Origin of the sequence: Methylorubrum suomiense, from assembly GCF_022179765.1 — a bacterium.
Lineage (GTDB): Bacteria > Pseudomonadota > Alphaproteobacteria > Rhizobiales > Beijerinckiaceae > Methylobacterium > Methylobacterium suomiense.
Map to the genome: position 1 here is coordinate 61198 of NZ_BPRE01000017.1, position 15426 is coordinate 76623.

Consider the following 15426-nt stretch of genomic DNA (forward strand, 5'->3'; position numbering starts at 1 on the left):
CTCTTTCGCATGACGCCTGCGACCGTCGACGCGGTGATCCGAGGTCTGAAGAAGGCGGGCGTGTCGATCGCCTGCTACCTTCCGGACTCGTTGTTCCGCCCGCTCTACCCGGCGCTCGACGCCGATCCCGATATCCGCACCATCCCGGTGACGAACGAGGGGGAGGGCGCCGCGATCTGCGGCGGCGTGTTCCTCTCGGGCAAGCGCGCGGTGCTCGTCATGGAGAATTCGGGGCTCCGCGCCTCCGTCGAGCCGCTGGCGCGGATGGGGCTCGGCGCCGGCATCCCCGTCGTCATGCTGATGAGCTACCGGGGCGAGCTCGGCGAGAACAATTGGTGGGCGATCCCGCACGGCATCACCATGGAGCCGGTGCTCCAGGCGCTGCGCGTGCCCTACGCGGTCGTGCGCGAGGAGGAGGAGATCGAGCGGACGATCGAGGCGGCCTACGCCTCCGCCTACGCCTCCTACTACCACACGGCCATCGTCCTCGGCGGGAGGCTCGTGCGATGATGACGCGCTACGACTGCATGCGGGCGTTGGCCGCGCGGCTCAGCGACGAACTCATCATCCTCTCCCTCGGGGGCAGCGTCGACGAGTGGTACGACGCGGCCCCGCACATGCGAGCGGCGAGCCTGTTTCAGCAACAGCTGGGCTGCGTGACGCCGCAGGCCTTCGGGCTTGCGGCCGGGTTGCCGCACCGACGGATCGTCTCGCTCGACACCGATGGCGGGCTGCTGTTCAACCTCGGCATTCTGGCCACGCTCGCCAACGAGCGGCCTAGGAACCTGTTCGTCGTCGTCTGGGACAACGAGCGCTACCAGTCGATCGGCGGTCCGCCGACACACACCGCGAAAGGCCTCGTCGACCTCGCGGCGATGGCCCGCGGCGCGGGGATCGAGCAGGCTCATACGGCGCGCGATCTCGACGCATTCGACCGGCACTGTGTCGAGGGGCTCGCGGCGCAGGAACCCTACCTCGTCGTCGCCAAGGTCGACGGGAGCGTGCGGGCCGGCATCCGGCGCAAGCACAGCGACGGGCGCGAGGACAAGTACATCTTCGTGCGCCATGTCGAGGCCACCGAAGGCATCACCATCATGGGCCCGAGCGAGCACAATTGATGCTGGCCGACGCCGATGCCCTAAAACCCGCCTACGACGTGCTCGTCGCCGGCGCCGGCACCGGGGGCTGCGTCGTGGCCGGGCGCCTTACCGAAGCCGGACTATCGGTGCTGCTCATCGAAGCCGGCCCGCCGAGCGACGGGCATCCTGCGATCGCCGATGCGGGCGCCTGGGCGAGCCTGCTCGGCGGGCCCTGCGATTGGGGTCTCTCCTACGCGCCGGGCCCATACGTGGATGGCCGGATCATCGCCATCCCGCGGGGCAAGGTGCTCGGCGGCTCGAGCAGCATCAACGCGATGCTGTGGAACCGCGGCCACCCGTCCGACTACGACGGCTGGGCCGAGAGCGGCGCGGTGGGTTGGGACTTCGCCTCGGTCCTTCCCTATTTCCGGCGCGCCGAGGATTGGGAGGGCGGCGAGACCCCGCTTCGCGGCGCGGGCGGGCCGCTGCGGATCGAGACCCCGCCCGATCCGCACCCGGTCGCCCGCGCCCTGATCGCCGCCGCCGCCGAGAAGGGGTGGCCGGTGCTGGCGGACGCCAACGGGCCGGACAACGAGGGCGCGGCGCTCGCCAATCTCAACATGCGGGACGGGCGGCGCTGGAGCGTGGTCGATGGCTATATCCGGCCCCATGCCGGGAACCCGCGCCTGACCGTGCTGACCGGCTCGACCGTCTTGTCCCTGCTGTTCGAGGCGGGGCGCTGCGTCGGGCTGCGCCACGCGCTCGACGGGCGCGTCGTCGAGACACGGGCCGGGCACGAGACCGTACTGGCGTTGGGCGCGGTCGAGACGCCGTGCCTGCTGATGCGTTCGGGCATCGGCGATCCGGCCGAACTTGCACGGCTCGGGATTCCGACGCGTCTCGGCCTGCCGGGCGTCGGGCGCAACCTCCAGGACCATCCGCTCCTGATGGGCATCAACTTTTCCGCGCGCGCGCCGCTCGGGCCCGTTCGCGACAACGGTGGCGGCGCGCTCCTGAACTGGCGCAGCCGCGACGGCCTTGCCGCGCCGGACCTCCACGCCTTCGTGGTGCAGGGCCCCCATGCCGGGCCGGACCTCGCGGCGACGGCCGATCTCACGGGGCCGGTCTTCGCCGTCTCGCCGGGTCTGATGGGCTCGAAGAGCGTCGGATACCTTCGGATGGAGGGCCCCGAGCCCGGAGATCCGGTGACGCTCCAGCCCCATTACCTCGCGGAAGCCTCCGACCGCGCCGCTCTGTCCAGCTCGGTCGACACCATCCTCGATCTGGCCGAGACCGCCGCCTTCCGGGCCCTCGGCGCCGCACCGCTGATCCCGCACGGCCGCCTCGGGCAGGCGGAGAGCGAGCGCTTCGTCCGGGCGGCTTGCTCGACCTTCTTCCACACGAGCGGCACCTGCGCGATGGGCGTCGGTTCGGAGGCGGTGGTCGATCCGGCCCTGAACCTGCATGGCGTCCCGGGCCTTCGCATCGCCGACGCCTCGGTGATGCCCATCATTCCGACGGGCAACACGCAGGCCCCCGTCGTGATGATCGCCGAGCGGGCCGCCGAGTGGATCGCACAGGGCGGACCGGGCAAGCCGCGTGACACGAGGATGGAACGCGCATGAGCACCGACCGCATCCTCGCCGCCGACCTCGTGGTCACGATGGACCCGGAGAACCGCGTCGTCACCGACGGGGCGGTCTTGGTCCAAGGGAGCCGCATCGGCGCCGTGGGTCGGCGCGAGGCGCTCGCCGCCGCGCACCCGCACGCGACGCTGGTGCACTTGCCCGACCGGCTCCTGATGCCGGGCCTCGTCAACGCGCATATGCATTCGGGCTTCCTGCGCGGCACCGCCGAGCATCTGCCGGTCTGGGACTGGTTGCGGCTCCACATCAATCCGATGCACCGGATGCTGAACGCGCAGGAGGCCGAGGCCGCCTCCTGGCTCTGCTACGCCGAAGGGCTCCTGTCGGGCACGACGACGATGCTCGACATGTGGCGCTTCATGGAGGGCAGCGCGCGGGCGGCCGAGACGCTCGGCAACCGCCTCATCTGCGTGCCCTATGTCGGCGAGCATCCCGATTACGATTATTTCGACCGTCTCGACGACAACGAGCGGCTGATCGAGGCCCGCCACGGCAGCGCGGATGGGCGCATCTCGGTCTGGGTGGGACTGGAGCACCTGTTCTACGCCGACGAGGCCGGCCAGCAGCGTGCGATCGAAATGGCCAAGCGGCACCGCACCGGCTTCCATACCCATTGCAGCGAGGCCGAGGTCGAGGTCGCCGAGTTCGAGCGCCGCTACGGCTGCCGCGCGATGCTGGCGCTGGATCGGCTCGGCTTCTTCGAGGCGCCGCACGCCCTCATCGCCCACGCGGTCTGGCTCGACGGGGAGGAGATCGCGCTCTTGGCGCGCAGGGGTGTGGCGGTCGCCCACAATCCCGTCAGCAACATGAAGCTCGCCAGCGGCATCGCCCCCGTGGAAGCGATGCTGCGGGCGGGCGTCGCCGTGGGGCTCGGCACCGACGGCGAGAAGGAGAACAACAATCTGGACGTCTTCGAGGAGATGAAGACGGCCTCGCTGCTCGGCAAGCTGAAAGGCCTCGACGCGGCGGCGCTCGATTCCTGGGAGGCGCTTCGCATGGGGACGATCCTCGGCGCCCGGGCGCTCGGGCTTGAGGCCGAGACCGGCTCGCTCGAGCCCGGCAAGCAGGCCGATCTCATCGCGGTCCGCACCGACACGCCACGGATGACACCTTTGTTCGGCGATGGCCCCTATTTCAATCTCCAGCACAACCTCGTCCACGCCGTGCGCGGCTCGGATGTCGACCTCACCATGGTCGCCGGCCGCGTGGTCGTGGAGGAGGGCCGCCTGCTCTCCGCGGATCTGCGCGCGCTGATCGACCACGTGCGCGGGCTCGCGCCCGGCCTGTTCGCGCGTCGCGCCGCGTGGCTCGCCGAGCACGAGACCGGCAGCGTGCAGTGGACCGGACCGGGCGCCTGAGGATGGGCCAGGGGACGGGAAACGGGACGGGAAACGGGACGGGAAACGGGACCGGCAAAACCGACGATCGGGTCGCGCTCGACGATTGGTACGCGGTCGCGACCGCCTCCGAGGTGACGCGGCAGGCCCGCACCACGCGCCTGCTCGGGCAGGAGATCGAGGTGACGCGCTCGGGCGACGGCACGCCGCTCGCACGGGAGCGGTCCCGCGACGGCGAACTCGGCCCGCCGCTGCCGGTGCGCGAGCGCTACGGCTGCCTGTGGACCACCCTCGGGCACCCGAATCGAGACGTTCCGACGATCGAGGAGGCGGAGGAAACCGATCGCCGCTTCGTGCCCTGCGGCTGGGTCACGCTGCGCACCTCCGGGCCCCGCGTCGTCGAGAACTTCCTCGACATGGCCCATTTCCCCTTCGTCCATACGGACATCCTCGGCGCCGAGCCGCATACCGAAGTGCCGGCCTACGCCTCCGAGATCCGGCGCGACGTCGACGAGGTCTGGGCGACGAACTGCACCTTCTTCCAGCCGCGCATCGCCGCGACCGAGAGCGCGGGGGATTTCGTGCGGCTGACCTACCGCGTGCCCTCGCCCTTCACGGTGATGCTGTACCGCGTCTGCCCGAGCGCGCCGTCCCGGCTCGATGCCATCGCGCTGTTCATTCAACCGATGGAGGAGGAACTCTGCCGGGCGCAGGCCGTGATGTACCTCGTCGACACTGTCTCGACCCATACCGCTCTGCTCGCCTTCGAGCAGACGATCTTCCTGCAGGACCGCATCATCGTTGAGAATCAGCGGCCCTTGCGCCTGCCGCTGGAACCGCGCGGCGAGATCCCGACACGGGCCGACAAATCGTCGGTGGTCTACCGGCGGTGGCTCAAGGAGAAGGGACTGCGCTTCGGAACGCTGGGATTGTCCTGACGCGCGGTTTCACCCCAAGCTCGCCGGGATCGGCCGCCAGCCCGCGCCGTCCGGCTCGAATTGCGGGATATGCGCGAGGCCGTGCACGAGCCCGGCATCGGCTCCGAGCGCGGCCCGCCAGTCATGCGCCTCGGTGAGGATCATCCCGATGCCGACGACGTCGGCGCCGGCCGCCCGTGCCAGTGCCAGCGCGCCGACCAGCGAGCCCCCGCTCGCCACGACGTCGTCGACCAGAACCGTGCGCCGGCCCTTCAGCAGAGGCAAGGCGCGGCGGTCCAGCAGGAGACGCTGTTCGCCCTGAGAGGTGATCGAGCGGATCGGACGGGTCAGGGCGTTCGCGAGGTGGAGTTTGGGCGATTTCTGCAGGATGACGTAGTCGTCGAGGCCGAGCGCCCGGCTGGTCTCGATGGCCACCGGGATACCGAGCGTCGCCGCCCCGACGACGACCTCCGGTTCGAGCGGCGCGAGCCGTTCCGCGAGCTTTTGCCCGATATGCGTCCCGAAGCGCACGCCGAGATCGATCACCATCATCAGCGAGATCGCGAAATCGGGTTTGATCGCCACGATCGGCAGATCGACGGTCAGCCCCGCGACGTCGACGGGCCAGGAATGTCCGGTGAAGGGCGGTTCGGCCGGGGGCGGACCGGAGTGAGACGTCGCGCTCATCGGGCCTGCGCCGGGGCTTCGGAGACGAGCGCGGTTTTGGGCATGAGCATATGCACCCCCTTGTTGCCGTCGACCGTCTGCGTGATGCGCAGGTTCCCCGCGAGGGAGCAGAGCATGTAGGCTTGGTTGCGGGTGAGGCGCGTGCGGGCACAGACGAGGCGCACCATCTCGCGCACCGCCTGACGCATCGCTTCGTCCAGGCTCTCATGCAGGCCGATCGACATCAGATCGGTCGGCGTCTCCGCGAACGGCCACCGGCCGCCGAGATCCTTGCGCAAAGTCAGCCGGAATGTGCCGGTCAGCCCCGTCTCCAGGGCGGTGATGCAGACCTCGCCGTCGCCCTGCAGGCCGTGGCCATCGCCGGCATAGAAACCGGCGCCCGCATTGAAGACCGGCAGATACAGCGTGGTACCGACCCGCATCTCCTTGTTGTCCATATTGCCGCCGAAGGCGCGAGGCACGGGCGTGCCGACGCGGCCCCAGGCGGCGGGCGGGGCGGTTCCGAGGATGCCGAAGAAGGGGGCGAGCGGCAGTTCCAGCCCCCAGGGCAGCCGGCAGATGCCGCGCGCCGCGTCGATATCGGCATGGATCGTCTCGTAGTCGGTAAATTCGTCCGGCAGGGTGCCGAGCAGCGGCAGGATCGCGACGAAGCCCCAGTCGAGACGGAACTTCAGGTCGAGGATGTCGACCTGCAGCATGTCGCCGGGCTCCGCGCCGCGCACATGGACCGGCCCGGTCACGAAATGCGGGCCGGGGCCGGGCGGCAGCGCGTCGAGGGCGGCGGTGAGATCGGCGGGAATGCGGGCGGGATCGGGATGCAGCGCCTCACGCCCGCCCGCCGGGTGCGAGTGCAGGGTCACGGTATCGCCGGACTCCACCGTAAGCACCGGGGGGAGGGCGGCGTCGAAGTAGCCGAGCACCATCGTCTCGGGCACGGCGGGAATCTCGTGATGACGGGACACGGCTCTCTCCTCAGCGGCCCCGGATGGCGTGCCGACGGGGCGCTTGGCGGCATACGAACCCGCTCCTTTGCTATAATCGCACCAGATCGGCCGCCCATGCCGCGGAGGATGGCGGAGCCGTGGCAGATCCATGGATGACGACGCGAAGAGAGGGGACGGCGTGACCGAGAGCGGGAGTACGGCACCGGCGCGGCGGCAGCGGCGGGACGGCGCGTTGCGGCGCGCGGCGGTGCTCGATGCCGGCTTGGCGGTGTTCTCGACGGTCGGTCTGCACGGCGCGAGCCTCGATCAGATCGCCGAGCGCGCCGGACTCTCGAAGACCAATCTGCTCTATTACTTCCCGTCGAAGGAGGATCTCTACGTTGCGGTGCTCCGGCGCGTGCTCGACGTCTGGCTCGATCCGCTTCAGGCGCTCGACGCGGGGAGCGAGCCGGCCGAGGCGCTGAAACGCTACATCCGGACCAAGGTGACCCTGTCGCGCGACGCACCGCAGGCGTCGCGGCTGTTCTGCCTGGAGATCGTCCAGGGCGCCCACCTTCTGCGCCCCGAACTCGAAGGCCCGTTGCGGGCTCTGGTCGAGGCCAAGGCCGCCGTGCTGCGCGGCTGGATCGCCGAGGGCCGGATCGGGTCACACGACCCCCACCATCTCGTCTTCGCGATCTGGGCGATCACCCAGCACTACGCCGACTTCGCCGTGCAGGTATCGGCCGTCACCGGTCGCGACCTGACCGACGAGGCGTTCTTCGAGGAAACGGTGGCGAGCACCCAGAAACTGATCCTGGGCAGTCTCGGGCTGTCGTGATTCGCCGTCATCCGCCCCCGAACCGCGCTCGGTGAGCGTCAAAACGCGCGACCCTTGAGCATGAGAGGTGTAAGCCGCAGGCAAGGCGCGGAGAGTTTGTGCAAACGGTCAAATTTCGCGTCTCGAAGTTTGACCAAACGGTCCGATCAAGTACCGTCATCGTCGATCGCAAGGTTTCGTCATCGGCGATCGGACGCAGCGGGCGAGGTTTGCATGACCGAGCGCATGAATATCGGCGTCTTCATTCCGATCGGCAACAACGGTTGGCTCCTGTCGGAGAACGCACCGCAGTACAAACCGAGTTTCGAACTCAATCGAGAGGTCACGCTCAAGGCGGAACATTACGGGCTCGATTTCGCCCTCTCGATGATCAAGCTGCGCGGCTTCGGCGGCAAGACGGAGTTCTGGGACCACAACCTCGAATCCTTCACCCTGATGGCGGGTCTCGCCGCCGTCACGAGCCGGATCAAGCTCTACGCCACGGCACCGACCCTGTGCCTGCCGCCCGCGATCGTCGCACGGATGGCCTCGACCATCGACTCGATCTCGAACGGGCGCTTCGGCATCAACCTCGTGACGGGCTGGCAACGGCCGGAATACTCGCAGATGGGCCTGTGGCCCGGCGATGACTACTTCGCGCGGCGCTACGAATACCTCTCCGAATATGCCCAGGTCCTGCGCGACCTGTGGGGAACGGGTCGCAGCGACCTCAAGGGCGAATTCTTTCAGATGGACGATTGCCGTCTCAGCCCGCGCCCGCAGGCCGATATGAAGATCATCTGCGCCGGCCAGAGCGCGGCCGGCATGGCCTTCACCGCGACCTATGCCGACTACAATTTCTGCTTCGGCAAGGGGGTCAACACGCCGACCGCCTTCGCGCCGACGGTGGCGCGGCTGGAGGAGGCGCGGGCGAAGACCGGCCGGGACGTATCCTCCTACGTCCTCTTCATGGTGATCGCCGACGAGACCGACGAGGCGGCCCGCGCCAAGTGGGAGCACTACAAGGCCGGGGCCGACGAGGCGGCGATCGCCTGGCTCGGCCTGCAGGGCGCCGCCGACACCAAGTCCGGCGCCGACACCAACATTCGGCAGATGGCCGATCCGACCTCGGCGGTGAACATCAATATGGGCACGCTGGTCGGCTCCTACGCCACGGTCGCGAGCCTGCTCGACGAAGTCGTGACGGTGCCGGGCACCGGCGGCGTGCTGCTGACCTTCGACGATTTCCTGAAGGGGATGGACGATTTCGGCACTCGCATCCAACCGCTGATGCGCACGCGCCGGCACATCACCGGAAGCGCGGCGTCGCTCGCGGAGGTGGCGTGATGGAGGAGGCGCCTGCGGGCTACCGCGACCCGTCCGGCCGCCACGGCGGACTGATGCTGCCGGCCCGGCCGGAACCGATCGCGTTCGATGCGGCTGCCACCGCGCTCATCGTCGTCGACATGCAGAACGCCTACGCGACGAAGGGCGGCTACCTGGATCTTGCCGGATTCGACGTCTCGGAGACGGGGCCGGTCATCGCGCAGATCGCGCGGGCCGTCGCCGCGGCCCGTGCGGCGGGCATCCGCGTGGTCTGGTTCCAGAATGGATGGGACCCGGATTACGTCGAGGCCGGAGGCCCCGGCTCGCCGAACTGGCACAAGTCGAACGCGCTCAAGACGATGCGCCGCCGGCCGGAGATGAATCAGCAGCTCCTGGCGAAGGGCACCTGGGACTACGCGCTCGTCGACGCGCTGACGCCTGAGCCCGGCGAGATCGTGCTGGGCAAGACGCGCTACAGCGGCTTCTTCAACACGCCGCTCGACAGCATGCTGCGGGCGCGCGGCATCCGAACGCTGGTCTTCACCGGCATCGCCACGAATGTCTGCGTGGAATCGACCCTGCGCGACGGCTTCTTCCTCGAATATTTTGGGATCGTGCTCGCCGACGCGACCCATCAGGCCGGCCCGCCGAGCCTGCAGGCGGGCGCACTCCTGAACATCGAGACCTTCTTCGGCTGGGTCTCGGACGTGGCGAGTTTCGAGGCGGCGCTCGCCCATGCCGAACCGCGCGCGACCGCCGCCGAATAAGCGACTTTCCCCCGCCCGAACCGCAGGCCGAACCGCAACGCCGGAGTCTCGAAGCATGCCCAAATCCGTCGTGATCCCGCCCGGCACGGGCAAGCCGCTCGCCCCCTACGTGCCCGGCACGCTCGCCGACGGGGTGCTCTACGTCTCGGGTACCCTCGCATTCGACCGGGACAACAATGTCGTCCACGTCGGCGATGCCGCCGCGCAGACCCGCCACGTGCTGGAGACGATCAAGGGCGTGGTCGAGACCGCCGGCGGCACCATGGAGGATGTCGTCTTCAACCACATCTTTCTGAAGGACTGGGCCGATTACGGCGCGATCAACGGCATCTACGCCGAATACTTCCCCGGGGAGAAACCGGCGCGCTACTGCATTCAATGCGGGCTGGTGAAACCCGACGCGCTCGTCGAAATCGCCTCGATCGCCCATCTCGGCAGGCCCGCCTGAATCATGGGCGCTCCGGTCCACCACGCGGTGCACGGCCGGGCCGACGGGCGCACCGTGCTGCTCTCGCCCGGGCTCGGCGGCTCGGCCGAGTATTTCGCTCCGCAAATGCCGGTCCTCTCCGAACACCTGCGCGTCGTCACCTACGATCATCGCGGCACCGGGCGCTCGGCCGGCCCCGTGGCGCCGGACCATGACGTCCCGGCGATGGCCCGCGACGCGCTCGACCTGCTCGACCACCTCGACATCCCGCGCGCCGACATCGTCGGACACGCCCTCGGCGGGCTGATCGCCCTGCAACTCGCGCTGACGCATCCGGAGCGGGTGGGGCGCCTCGTCATCGTCAACGGCTGGGCCGCCATGGACCCAGCGACGCGCCGCTGCTTCGCCGCGCGCAAGGCGCTGCTGACGCGGGTGGGCCCCGAAGCCTACGTGAAGGCGCAGGCCATCTTCCTCTACCCGGCCCCTTGGCTTTCCCAGCACGCGGAGCGCGTCGCGGCCGACGAGGCGCGGGCGCTGGCGCATTGTCCCGACCCGGCGACGGTGTTGACGCGCATCGCCGCCTTGGAAGCGTTCGACGCCACCGGCGCGCTCGTGCACATCCCGCACGAGACCCTGCTGATGGCCGCGCGCGACGACGTGCTCGTGCCCTTCACCGCCTCGCAGGCGCTGGCGGCCGGGCTGCCGAACGCCCGGCTCGTCCTCGCGGAGGATGGCGGCCACGCCCACAGCGTCACCCGCGCCGCGGCGTTCAACGCCACGCTCCTCGACTTCCTCGGGCAACCCTGAGGATGCCTCCCCCTCGCGAAAGGTCGCCGTCATGACCGTCACCGAGAGCACCACCGTGCGAGACCGGGAGGCGTACCCGCCCATCCCGGGCCGGGCCACTCTCCCAAGCCGCTGCTCCGATGCGCTGTCCGGCCAAGAGTATCGCGAGGCGATGTCCCGTCTCGCGGGCGCGGTCCACCTGGTCACCACCGACGGGCCCGGCGGTCGGGCCGGCTTCACCGCCTCGGCGGTGTGCAGCGTCAGCGACGCGCCGCCGATGCTGCTCGTCTGCATCAATCGCGGATCGTCCGCGCACGGAGCCTTCAGCCGCAACGAAAGCCTCTGCGTCAGCACGCTCGGCGCGGATCACGAGGGGCTGGCGGCGCTGTTCGGCGGGCGAACGGATATGGAGCGGCGGTTCGCTACCGGCACGTGGCGGACCCTGCGCACCGGCGCGCCCGCACTCGCCGACGCGCTCGCCGCCTTCGACGGCCGCATCGTCGCGCGCCACGCGGTCGGCACGCACGACGTGCTGTACTGCGCGGTCGAGGCGGTCGCGTCGGTCGGGGAGGCCGACGCCCTTCTCTACGGCGAGCGGCGCTATCGCAGGCTGCCCCGCGTCCCGCGCCCCGCCGAAACACCCGCCGTCGGCAGCGCCTGAGCCGCGGCGGGCGGCACGGAAAATGCTCGAACGCCGATGGCATGAACCGTCATCGGCACGCCACGCGGCCTCGCCCGCATCCTCCGGCTCCGCGGCGCCGGCATCCTCGGAACGAACATCTGCCATGTCGCGCGCCGGCGCCCTCGCCCTGAAACAGCCTCCCGAGCCGGATCGGCCGGCCCTGCGCGCGGCGGCGCCCCGGCCGGTCGTCTCCGCGCGCGGCCTGTGCCTCACCTACGAGGCCGCCGACGCGCCGGTTCGGGCGCTTGCCGACGTCGATCTCGACGTCGCGCCGGGGGAGTTCGTCTCCTTCATCGGGCCGTCCGGCTGCGGAAAGACGACGCTGCTGCGCTGTGTGGCCGATCTCGAGCAGCCGACCGGCGGGGAACTGACCGTCAACGGGGTCAGTGCCGAGGCGGCGCGGCTGCGGCGCGATTACGGCTTCGTGTTCCAGGCGCCCGCCCTCTATCCCTGGCGGACGATCGAGCGCAACGTGGCACTGCCGCTGGAACTCTTCGGCGTCCCGCGGGCCGAGCGCCGCGAGCGGGTCGCCCGCTACCTCGATTTGGTCCAGCTCTCCGGGTTCGCGAAGAAGTTTCCCTGGCAGCTCTCCGGGGGCATGCAGAGCCGCGCCTCGATCGCCCGCGCGCTGTGCTTCGACCCGAAGCTTCTCCTCATGGACGAACCCTTCGGGGCGCTGGACGAGATTGTGCGCGACCATCTCAACGCGCAATTGCTCGCCCTGTGGCGGGCGACCGCGAAGACAGTCCTGTTCGTCACCCACTCGATCCCCGAAGCCGTCTACCTGTCGACGCGCGTCGTCGTGATGTCGCCGCGGCCCGGCCGGATCGTGGACATCGTCGATTGCGCCGGGCTCGGGCCGGAGCGGCCGCTGGAGATCCGCGAGTCGCCCGAGTTCCTGCGCCTCGGCCAGCGGGTGCGCGAGGGCCTGCGCGCCGGTCACGCCTATGACGCGTAAGGCGGCGCCCTATCCGTCGGCGACGCGGAGCCGGCGCGCGGCCGAACCGGGCCGGGCCGGGCCGGTGGCGAGCGTCGTGCTCGCGATCTTGGCGGCCTGGACCCTCGTCGCGCTCGTCGCGAACTGGTCCGGCGCCTCCGACGCGCTGATCCGGGCGGGTGAGGCACCGGAGAGCGGCCGGATCGCCGCGACGACGATGGCGATGGAGCGGCCCGTCGTTCCGGCCCCCCACCAAGTGGTCGCCGAACTGTGGCGCGGCGTGTTCGGCTTCCCCGTCACCTCGAAGCGCAGCCTCGTCTACCACGCCTGGGTCACGCTTTCGGCGACGCTGCTGGGCTTCGCCATCGGCACCGCCCTCGGCATCGCGCTGGCGGTCGCGATCGTCCATCTGCGCAGCGTCGAGGCGAGCCTGATGCCCTGGATCGTCGCCTCGCAGACCGTTCCGATCCTGGCGGTGGCGCCGATCGTCATCGTGGCGTTGGGGGCGGCCGGCTTGACCGGGCTGCTGCCCAAGGCGGTGATCGCCGCCTATCTCTGCTTCTTCCCGGTCACGGTGGGCATGGTGAAGGGCCTGAACGCGCCCGACGCCATCCATCGCGACCTGATGCGGACCTACTCGGCCTCGAAGGCCCAGATCCTGAGCAGCCTGCGCTGGCCTGCGGCTTTGCCCTACCTGTTCGCGAGTTTGAAGATCGCCGTGGCGGCGAGCCTCGTCGGCACCATCGTGGCCGAACTGCCCACGGGCGCGCAGGCGGGTCTCGGAGCGCGGCTGCTGGCCGGCTCCTATTACGGGCAGACGATCCAGATCTGGGCGGCGCTGATCGCGGCGGCCGTGCTCTCGGCGCTGCTGGTTCGGGTGGTCGGCCTCGCCGAGGCGGCGACCCTGCGGGCGACCGGGAGCCCCCCCGGGGGCGGCCGGCGGCAGGAAGCGGCCGATGACGCACCGTGCCGCCCGCATCGCCCTGCTCGGCCCCGCGGCGCTGGCCGGCGGACTCGCTCTCGCGCTGAGCGTCCATCGTCCGGGCCTCGCCGGGCAGGCGGGGGCCGGCATCTGGTTCGCCGCAGCCCTCGTCTGGCTCGCCGCCACGCTCGCCGCGCGCGACCTCGCCGCGCTGACGCCGCGCAGCCCTACGGGTCGACGTGCCGTCGGTCTCGCCGTGCCGCTGCACTTCGGTTTCCTCGTCCTGGTGTTGTGGGAGACGGTCGTCGTCGGAGCCGGCGTTCCGGCCGTGCTGATGCCGCCGCCCTCCGCCGTCGCGGCGCGCTTCGCCGCCGCCGGGCCCGTGCTCGCGTCGGATTTCGTCCAGACCTGCCTGAAAGCGGCCCTGCCGGGCTACGCGATCGGCTGCCTGTCGGGCCTCGCCGTGGCGATCCTGGCGGACCGCGTGCCGGGCCTCGGGCGCGGCCTCCTGCCGGTGGCCGATGTCGCCTCGGCCCTGCCCATCGTCGGCATCGCGCCGATCATGGTGATGTGGTTCGGCTTCGACTGGCCGTCGAAGGCCGCCGTCGTCGCCGTGATGACCTTCTTCCCGATGCTCGTGCAGGCGGGCGCGGGTCTGGCCGCGACGGGCCGTATCGAGCGGGACCTGATGCGCACCTACGCGGCGGGCTACGGACGCACGCTGCTCGCGCTCCGCCTGCCCACGGCGCTGCCCTTCATCTTCACCGCCCTCAAGGTCAACGCGACGCTGGCGCTGATCGGGGCGATCGTGGCCGAGTTCTTCGGCACGCCGATCGTCGGCATGGGCTTCCGCATCTCGATCGAGGCGGCGCGGCTCTCCCTCGACATGGTCTGGGCCGAGATCGCGCTCGCCGCGCTGGCGGGCTCCGCCTTCTACGGTCTCGTCGCTCTGATCGAGCGCGCCACGACCGGCTGGCATCCGGCGATGCGGGGTCGCTGACGGGGTATCGCGGCGCCGCCGAAGGCCGCCTGGGACTGACACGAGAGGAGACGGGGATGGCAGGAATCGAGGGGCACATGCGCGCGCTGGTCTGCGCGGGCGCGACGCTGCTCGGACTCGCTTTGGGCGGGGCGGAGGCGGCCGAGAGGGTGACGCTCCAGCTCAAATGGGTCCCGCAGGCGCAGTTCGCGGGCTACTACGTCGCGCAGGCCAAGGGCTTCTACAAGCAGGCTGGACTCGACGTGACGATCAAGCCGGGCGGGCCGGACGTCGCCCCGCCGCAGGTCATCGCGGGCGGTGGCGCCGACGTCGTCGTCGACTGGATGCCCTCGGCACTCGCCTCGCGCGAGAAGGGCGTGCCACTCGTCAACATCGCGCAGCCGTTCAAGAAATCCGGCCTGATGCTGACCTGCCGGGCCGAGACCGGCATCAAGGTCCCGGCCGACCTGAAGGGCCGGACCCTCGGCGTCTGGTACTCGGGCAACGAGTATCCGTTCCTGGCCTGGATGGCCAAGCTCGGGCTCAAGACCAACGGCTCGCCCGGCGGCGTGACGGTGCTGAAGCAGGGCTTCAACGTCGACCCGCTGATCCAGCGCCAGGCCGACTGCGTCTCGACGATGAGCTACAACGAGTACTGGCAGGTGATCGACGCCGGTTTCAAGCCGGATCAGCTCGTTGTCTTCCGCTACGAGGATCAGGGCGTCGCCACTCTGGAGGACGGCCTCTACGCGCTGGAATCGAAGCTCAAGGACAAGGCGTTCGTGGCCCGGCTCGCCAAGTTCGTGGCCGCCTCTGAGAAGGGTTGGGCCTATGCGGCCGAGCACCCGGACGAGGCGGCCGGGATCGTGTTGGAGAACGATGCCAGCGGCGCACAGACCGAGAAGCACCAGAAGCGCATGATGATCGAGATCGCCAAGCTGCTCGACCGGTCGGGGGGCAAGCTCGCGCAGGCCGATTACGACCGCACGGTCGCCATCCTGCTCTCTGGGGGAACCGATCAGCCCGTCATCACCCGGAAGCCCGAGGGCGCCTGGACGCACGCGGTGACGGCGGCCGGGAGCCCATAGCCCGGGCGGCGATGGGACCTGGCGGATCTCGATCGCACGAGCCCGAGCGGTGGCGGAGGTCGTCGGACGCGGGCCGATGCGGCGCAGGGCCCGAGACGATCGA

General features: G+C 70.2%; 17 protein-coding genes and 1 pseudogene. 15 read left to right on the forward strand and 3 right to left on the reverse strand.

The window, feature by feature from the left end:
• The first annotated feature begins 9 nt into the window (after nt 1-9).
• From MFF26_RS22010 to MFF26_RS22030, 5 genes are read left to right on the forward strand one after another with little or no spacing between them, the layout of a single operon-like run.
• The gene (locus MFF26_RS22010) at nt 10-510 is read left to right on the forward strand and encodes a thiamine pyrophosphate-binding protein (RefSeq protein WP_137828048.1); all 501 of its coding nucleotides are present in this window, start codon (nt 10-12) and stop codon (nt 508-510) included.
• On the forward strand, nt 510-1118 hold the full coding sequence (locus MFF26_RS22015) for a thiamine pyrophosphate-dependent enzyme (RefSeq protein WP_137828047.1): 609 nt from the start codon (nt 510-512) through the stop codon (nt 1116-1118). Before MFF26_RS22010 ends, MFF26_RS22015 begins: the two co-directional genes overlap by 1 nt.
• Nucleotides 1118-2704, forward strand: a complete 1587-nt coding sequence (locus tag MFF26_RS22020) for a GMC family oxidoreductase (protein ID WP_137828046.1) — start codon at nt 1118-1120, stop codon at nt 2702-2704. The genes MFF26_RS22015 and MFF26_RS22020 overlap by 1 nt, the downstream gene beginning before the upstream one ends.
• On the forward strand, nt 2701-4083 hold the full coding sequence (locus MFF26_RS22025) for an amidohydrolase family protein (protein ID WP_137828045.1): 1383 nt from the start codon (nt 2701-2703) through the stop codon (nt 4081-4083). The genes MFF26_RS22020 and MFF26_RS22025 overlap by 4 nt, the downstream gene beginning before the upstream one ends.
• A gap of 2 nt (nt 4084-4085) precedes the next feature.
• The gene (locus MFF26_RS22030) at nt 4086-5000 is read left to right on the forward strand and encodes an aromatic ring-hydroxylating oxygenase subunit alpha (protein ID WP_238308566.1); all 915 of its coding nucleotides are present in this window, start codon (nt 4086-4088) and stop codon (nt 4998-5000) included.
• A gap of 9 nt (nt 5001-5009) precedes the next feature.
• Here MFF26_RS22030 and MFF26_RS22035 read toward each other — a convergent pair whose 3' ends face one another.
• Nucleotides 5010-5666: a phosphoribosyltransferase family protein gene (locus MFF26_RS22035; protein ID WP_137828043.1), complete on the reverse strand. Its 657-nt coding sequence runs from the start codon at nt 5664-5666 to the stop codon at nt 5010-5012.
• Nucleotides 5663-6628: an acetamidase/formamidase family protein gene (locus tag MFF26_RS22040; protein WP_137828042.1), complete on the reverse strand. Its 966-nt coding sequence runs from the start codon at nt 6626-6628 to the stop codon at nt 5663-5665. The genes MFF26_RS22035 and MFF26_RS22040 overlap by 4 nt, the downstream gene beginning before the upstream one ends.
• Nucleotides 6629-6758: 130 nt before the next feature.
• Here MFF26_RS22040 and rutR point away from each other — a divergent pair, with 130 nt between their 5' ends.
• From rutR to MFF26_RS22075, 7 genes are all read left to right on the forward strand, one after another.
• A complete protein-coding gene (gene rutR / locus MFF26_RS22045; protein ID WP_137828041.1) occupies nt 6759-7430 on the forward strand; it encodes an HTH-type transcriptional regulator RutR in 672 nt (223 codons plus the stop codon).
• Nucleotides 7431-7655: 225 nt separating this feature from the next.
• The gene (rutA, locus tag MFF26_RS22050; RefSeq protein ID WP_137828105.1) at nt 7656-8756 is read left to right on the forward strand and encodes a pyrimidine utilization protein A; all 1101 of its coding nucleotides are present in this window, start codon (nt 7656-7658) and stop codon (nt 8754-8756) included.
• Nucleotides 8756-9502: a pyrimidine utilization protein B gene (gene rutB / locus MFF26_RS22055; RefSeq protein ID WP_137828040.1), complete on the forward strand. Its 747-nt coding sequence runs from the start codon at nt 8756-8758 to the stop codon at nt 9500-9502. The genes rutA and rutB overlap by 1 nt, the downstream gene beginning before the upstream one ends.
• 55 nt (nt 9503-9557) lie before the next feature.
• Nucleotides 9558-9950 carry a pyrimidine utilization protein C gene (rutC, locus tag MFF26_RS22060; protein WP_137828039.1) on the forward strand — a complete coding sequence of 131 codons (393 nt, stop codon included), beginning with the start codon at nt 9558-9560 and terminating at the stop codon, nt 9948-9950.
• Between the two features lie 3 nt (nt 9951-9953).
• Complete coding sequence (rutD, locus tag MFF26_RS22065) at nt 9954-10736, forward strand: pyrimidine utilization protein D (protein WP_137828038.1); 783 nt, start codon at nt 9954-9956, stop codon at nt 10734-10736.
• A gap of 151 nt (nt 10737-10887) precedes the next feature.
• Entirely contained in the window at nt 10888-11376 is a 489-nt protein-coding gene (locus MFF26_RS22070; RefSeq protein ID WP_238308573.1) for a flavin reductase family protein, read from the forward strand.
• A gap of 124 nt (nt 11377-11500) precedes the next feature.
• Nucleotides 11501-12355 (forward strand): ABC transporter ATP-binding protein, encoded by an 855-nt coding sequence (locus tag MFF26_RS22075; RefSeq protein ID WP_137828036.1) that lies wholly within the window; start codon nt 11501-11503, stop codon nt 12353-12355.
• Nucleotides 12356-12364: 9 nt separating this feature from the next.
• Here the strand turns inward: MFF26_RS22075 and MFF26_RS22080 are convergent, their stop codons facing one another.
• The gene (locus tag MFF26_RS22080) at nt 12365-12634 is read right to left on the reverse strand and encodes a hypothetical protein (RefSeq protein ID WP_238308567.1); all 270 of its coding nucleotides are present in this window, start codon (nt 12632-12634) and stop codon (nt 12365-12367) included.
• Here MFF26_RS22080 and MFF26_RS22085 point away from each other — a divergent pair.
• The 3 genes and pseudogenes from MFF26_RS22085 to MFF26_RS22095 form a co-directional block, all read left to right on the forward strand.
• Nucleotides 12558-13157: pseudogene (locus tag MFF26_RS22085) on the forward strand (ABC transporter permease); the annotation flags it as partial. The gene MFF26_RS22080 and the pseudogene MFF26_RS22085 sit on opposite strands and share 77 nt — an antisense overlap.
• Nucleotides 13158-13290: 133 nt before the next feature.
• Entirely contained in the window at nt 13291-14256 is a 966-nt protein-coding gene (locus MFF26_RS22090; RefSeq protein ID WP_137828035.1) for an ABC transporter permease, read from the forward strand.
• Nucleotides 14257-14333: 77 nt separating this feature from the next.
• Nucleotides 14334-15323 carry an ABC transporter substrate-binding protein gene (locus MFF26_RS22095; protein WP_137828104.1) on the forward strand — a complete coding sequence of 330 codons (990 nt, stop codon included), beginning with the start codon at nt 14334-14336 and terminating at the stop codon, nt 15321-15323.
• Nucleotides 15324-15426 lie beyond the last annotated feature (103 nt).